The organism is Mesorhizobium sp. M2A.F.Ca.ET.037.01.1.1, assembly GCF_003998075.1.
Classification (GTDB): Bacteria; Pseudomonadota; Alphaproteobacteria; order Rhizobiales; family Rhizobiaceae; genus Mesorhizobium.
This window is the reverse complement of the sequence record NZ_RZSA01000653.1, coordinates 1-3,914: the sequence shown is the minus strand read 5'-3', so window position 1 is coordinate 3,914 and position 3,914 is coordinate 1. Positions and strand designations below refer to the sequence as shown.

The following is a 3,914-nucleotide window of genomic DNA, read 5'->3' as shown; positions in this document are numbered from 1 at the left end:
CATTTGGCGCGTGAGTGTCGGAAAGAGGCCGTTGCGAGGGTGCGGAATTGGCGCCGCGCGGCGCGGCGTTGCTCATGATTGGCGAACGCTCTTGCCGTTCGCCATCTTGGCCTTCGTCTTAGGCCCCGGGCCGCGCATGTAGTGAAGTTCAGGATGATAGCGCTCGCCGGCAAGCTGCCGCTTCAGCCGGCGGCTCCAATGCGCGAATAGGGATTTGAAGCGCCCTGCCATTTCCCACTCTTGGCCTCTGGCGACCAATTTTTTCCAAGTCCAGCTAAAAACTTAGAACAAAGCAATTGATCCGTCTAACAAGCAGCTCTTGTAATTCCGATCGATTTTGCTTCTTAGTTGCGCTATGACCCTCGACCAGTTGCGCATCTTCGTCGCCGTCGCCGAGCATGGCCACATGACCAAGGCCGCCGAGCGGCTCGGCATCTCGCAGTCGGCTGCGTCGGCGGCTATCCGCGCGCTCGAAACCCAGCACGACGTGCGCCTGTTCAACCGGGTCGGCCGCAACATCGAACTAGCAGAGACCGGCCACCGCTTCCTGCCGGAGGCGAAGGCGGTCCTGGATCGCGCCGCGGCTGCGCGTGGCGTGCTGGAGGATGTCTCGCAGACCGTCGCCGGCAGCCTGTCGATCGCGGCCAGCCAGACCATCGCCAGCTACTGGCTGCCGCGTCGCCTGGCTGCCTTCCACGAGGCCTATCCTGCGGTGAAGCTGAACGTGACCATCGGCAACACCAGGCAGGTCGAGACCAATGTGCTGGACGGCCGCGCCGATTTCGGCCTGGTCGAGGGCCGTACCGAGTCCGACATCCTGCGTCGCGCCACGGTCGACGAGGACCGCATGATGCTGGTGGTGGCGCGCTCGCATCCCGAGATCCCGATGACGCGGGCGGGAAACCTCGACATCAGGGCGCTGCGCTGGATCATCAGGGAAGGCGGGTCGGGCACGCGCGAGGCGCTGGAGGATTTCGCGCACAGCCAGGGCGTTCCGCCGGCGGAGCTGCAGATATTCCTGGTTCTGCCCAGCAACGAGGCAGTGCGCCAGGCGGTCGAGGCCGGCGCGGGCGCCACGATCATCTCGGAACTCGTCGTCGCGCGCTCCCTGGCGGAGGGGAGCCTCAGGGCCGTGCCGGTGGAATTGCCGAAGCGCGACTTCGCCATGATCACACACCGCGACCGCCAGGCGAGCCTCGCCCAGATGGCGCTGAAGGCGCATCTCACCGGCCGGGCGGACGCGCCGGCAAACGCCGAATAATCACGCGTATTTGCGCTGCGCATCCAGCGCGAGGCCAAGGCCGACCGAGCCGAACATGTCGCCTTCGATGACGGCTGCCTGCGGCACCAGCGACAGGATTTCCCGCTTCGCCAGCGGGATGGCGGTCGAACCGCCGGTGAGGAACACGGCAGTGATGGCCGAGGCATCGACGCCGGCGTCGGCGATCGTCTGCCTGACCGTCGCGGTCACGCGTTCGATGTCGTTCGCGATGGTCTCCTCGAGGCCTCCGCGCGTGATCTCGGCCGCAAAGCGCGCGCCGGGCAGCGACACCTTCACCTCGGCCGAGGACTGGTCGGTCAGCGCGATCTTAGCCCTTTCGACCAGGCCGGCAATTGCGTGGCCGTAGCGGTGCTCGACGACATGGATGAAGCGGTCGACGAGGTCGGCGCGCTCGGCCTCGTAGCGGATCTGGCGAAGATCCGACATCGCCTTGGCGGTGTAGACGAGGTTGATGCGCTGCCAGGTCGCCAGGTCGATGAAATAGGCCGCCGGCAGATTGCGCTTGTGGTCCTTGGTCCGCGTCAGATAGCCGAGCTCGGGCATGACATGGGAGATGCTGAGCAGCCGGTCGAAATCGGTGCCGCCGATATGGATGCCGCGATTGGCGAGGATGTCCGCCTTGCGGTCGGTCGAGCGCGCGCGCTCCGGCGAGACCCGCACGATCGAGAAATCGGAGGTGCCGCCGCCCATGTCGACGATCAGCGCCAGCTCCTCGCGGGTGACCTTCTGCTCGTAGTCGAGCGCCGCCGCGATCGGCTCGAACTGGAAGGCGATGTGCTTGAAGCCTTGCGCGCGCGCGGCCTTCTCCAATTCGCCCTGCGCCTTCGCATCGGCGGCCGTGTCCTCGTCGACGAACTGCAGGGGCCGGCCGAGCACCACGTTCTCGACCGGACCGCCGGCGTCTTCTTCGAGCCGCTTCTTCAGATGGCCGACGAACATGCCGATAATGTCGATGAAGCCGATCTGGCGCGCCTTGATGCGGGTCTTCTCATTGGCGAGCGAGCTGCCGAGCACGCTCTTCAGAGAGCGCATCAGACGGCCTTCGATGCTATCGGTATAGTCGCTGATCGCGCGGCGGCCGAAATAAGTGTAGCCGTCCTCGAAGTTGAAGAACACGGCGCTCGGCAGAGTGGGTTGCTCGCCCTCCAGCGCCACCAGTCGCGCCCGGCCGTCGCGGATCACCCCCACGGTGGAATTGGACGTGCCGAAATCGATGCCGCCGAATGCTGATTGCATCGCAGCCTCCTCGTTACCTTGTGGCAGGGACGCCAAGCGCGCCGTCGTCCGGATGGCCGGACCGCTCTGCCGAACAGATTGTGCTTGTTTACCTTTGGGTTGGGAGGCGGCGGTTTATCGCATGATCGCCCGCAGGGAAACCCTTTGCGGGAAAATGGTCTTCCATTTTTCCCGTGTCTTCAATCCTTGCGGAAGATAATCCGACCTAGCCAGCCGGTCAGCATGGCGAGCGATATGGCGAACACGCCGTAGAGGAAGGAATAATCATGCGCGACCCGGAAGACCGACTGCTCGAAGCCCGATTTTCGGATCTCGAGCTGGGCCGAGCTTTCCTTGACGAACATGCCGCTCTTGAACAGGAACGCGCGGGCCTTGTGGGTTCCGACTGGCACGTTCGGCGCGAGCCTCACCGTGGCGCGAAACAGGTTCTGAGACAGGAACTGCACGCCGCCGACATTCTCGCTGTAGAGGCCTGTCGCTGCCTTGCGCTCGCGCAGCGCGGCGGTGAATTCCTGGATCGTCGCCGGGCTGTCGGTCTCGTCGGCGGGCTTCATGTAGAGGTTCTGCGCCCCGAGCGAGAGCTGCTTGTATTTGGCGGGCTCGGCGATGTCCTGCAGCGGCCGCGTCGTCGCGACGGAATAGGAGACAGGCACGTTCTCGAAGGTTTCGGAGTCCAGGTTGATCCAGACGCCGAGCACGCGGTCCTTGCGCCGCACCACGACCGGGCGCGGCGGCCCTTCGAGCACGACGACCACGTCGTAGCGGCCCTGTCTGGCGATCAGCGGGTCGGGATTTTCCAGCGATCCGAAGATGGTGAGGTCGGCGCCGGAGAAGCCCGCCGTGATGGAGATCGCGTCGGTCGAAAGGCCGATCTGGATGCTTTCGGTGGGCGGCGCCTGCGCCGTCGCCGGGGAAAGGGCAAAGAGCATCGACAACGAGGCGGCGGCTCCAAACGCTCTCAATCCCGCCATCAGTTGAGGCCCGCGGCGGACAGCGAATAGAGATTTGGCGGCGTCACGAAGAGATCGACGGCAAGGCGGATGGCGACGGCCAGCACCAGCATCGCCAAAAGCGCGCGCAGCTGCTCGCCGCGCAGCCTCTGGCCGGCCTTGGCGCCATATTGCGCGCCGGCGACGCCGCCGGCCATCAGCAGGAAGGCCAGGATCACGTCGACCGTCTGGTTGGTCGTGGCATGCACCAGCGTGGTGTAGGCCGAGGTGAAGATGATCTGGAACAGCGAGGTGCCGATAACGACATTGGTCGGCACCTTGAGCAGGTAGATCAGCGCCGGCACCATGATGAAGCCGCCGCCGACGCCCATGATCGACGACAGGAAGCCGATCCCGGCGCCGAGCCCGAGCACCGGGATGACGCTGACGAACAGCTTGGAGGCGCG

The 3,914-nt window shown here is 65.2% G+C and carries 5 protein-coding genes; 1 reads left to right on the top strand and 4 read right to left on the bottom strand.

Translation table 11 applies throughout. From position 1 onward, the window contains the following. Positions 1-72 precede the first annotated feature (72 nt). Positions 73-231 carry a hypothetical protein gene (locus EOA27_RS40935; RefSeq protein ID WP_189343264.1) on the bottom strand — a complete coding sequence of 53 codons (159 nt, stop codon included), beginning with the start codon at positions 229-231 and terminating at the stop codon, positions 73-75. Between the two features lie 124 nt (positions 232-355). Between EOA27_RS40935 and EOA27_RS26250 the strand changes: the two genes are divergently transcribed. Next, a complete protein-coding gene (locus tag EOA27_RS26250; RefSeq protein ID WP_126079366.1) occupies positions 356-1,261 on the top strand; it encodes a LysR family transcriptional regulator in 906 nt (301 codons plus the stop codon). Here EOA27_RS26250 and EOA27_RS26245 read toward each other — a convergent pair whose 3' ends face one another. The 3 genes from EOA27_RS26245 to EOA27_RS26235 all read right to left on the bottom strand — a co-directional run. Then, positions 1,262-2,518, bottom strand: coding sequence for an Hsp70 family protein (locus EOA27_RS26245; RefSeq protein WP_127257629.1), 1,257 nt, complete (start codon positions 2,516-2,518; stop codon positions 1,262-1,264). A gap of 179 nt (positions 2,519-2,697) precedes the next feature. Then, positions 2,698-3,489 (bottom strand): TIGR02186 family protein, encoded by a 792-nt coding sequence (locus EOA27_RS26240; protein ID WP_126079364.1) that lies wholly within the window; start codon positions 3,487-3,489, stop codon positions 2,698-2,700. Beyond that, positions 3,489-3,914 (bottom strand): sulfite exporter TauE/SafE family protein (locus tag EOA27_RS26235; protein WP_145970541.1); only part of this gene is annotated, 426 nt, incomplete at its 5' end. The genes EOA27_RS26240 and EOA27_RS26235, both read right to left, overlap by 1 nt.

Bases quoted from the DNA above. Each gene is read 5' to 3' on its own strand.
- EOA27_RS40935 (WP_189343264.1), bottom strand. From the start codon at position 231: ATGGCAGGGCGCTTCAAATCCCTATTCGCGCATTGGAGCCGCCGGCTG.
- EOA27_RS26250 (WP_126079366.1), top strand. From the start codon at position 356: ATGACCCTCGACCAGTTGCGCATCTTCGTCGCCGTCGCCGAGCATGGC.
- EOA27_RS26245 (WP_127257629.1), bottom strand. From the start codon at position 2,518: ATGCAATCAGCATTCGGCGGCATCGATTTCGGCACGTCCAATTCCACC.
- EOA27_RS26240 (WP_126079364.1), bottom strand. From the start codon at position 3,489: ATGGCGGGATTGAGAGCGTTTGGAGCCGCCGCCTCGTTGTCGATGCTC.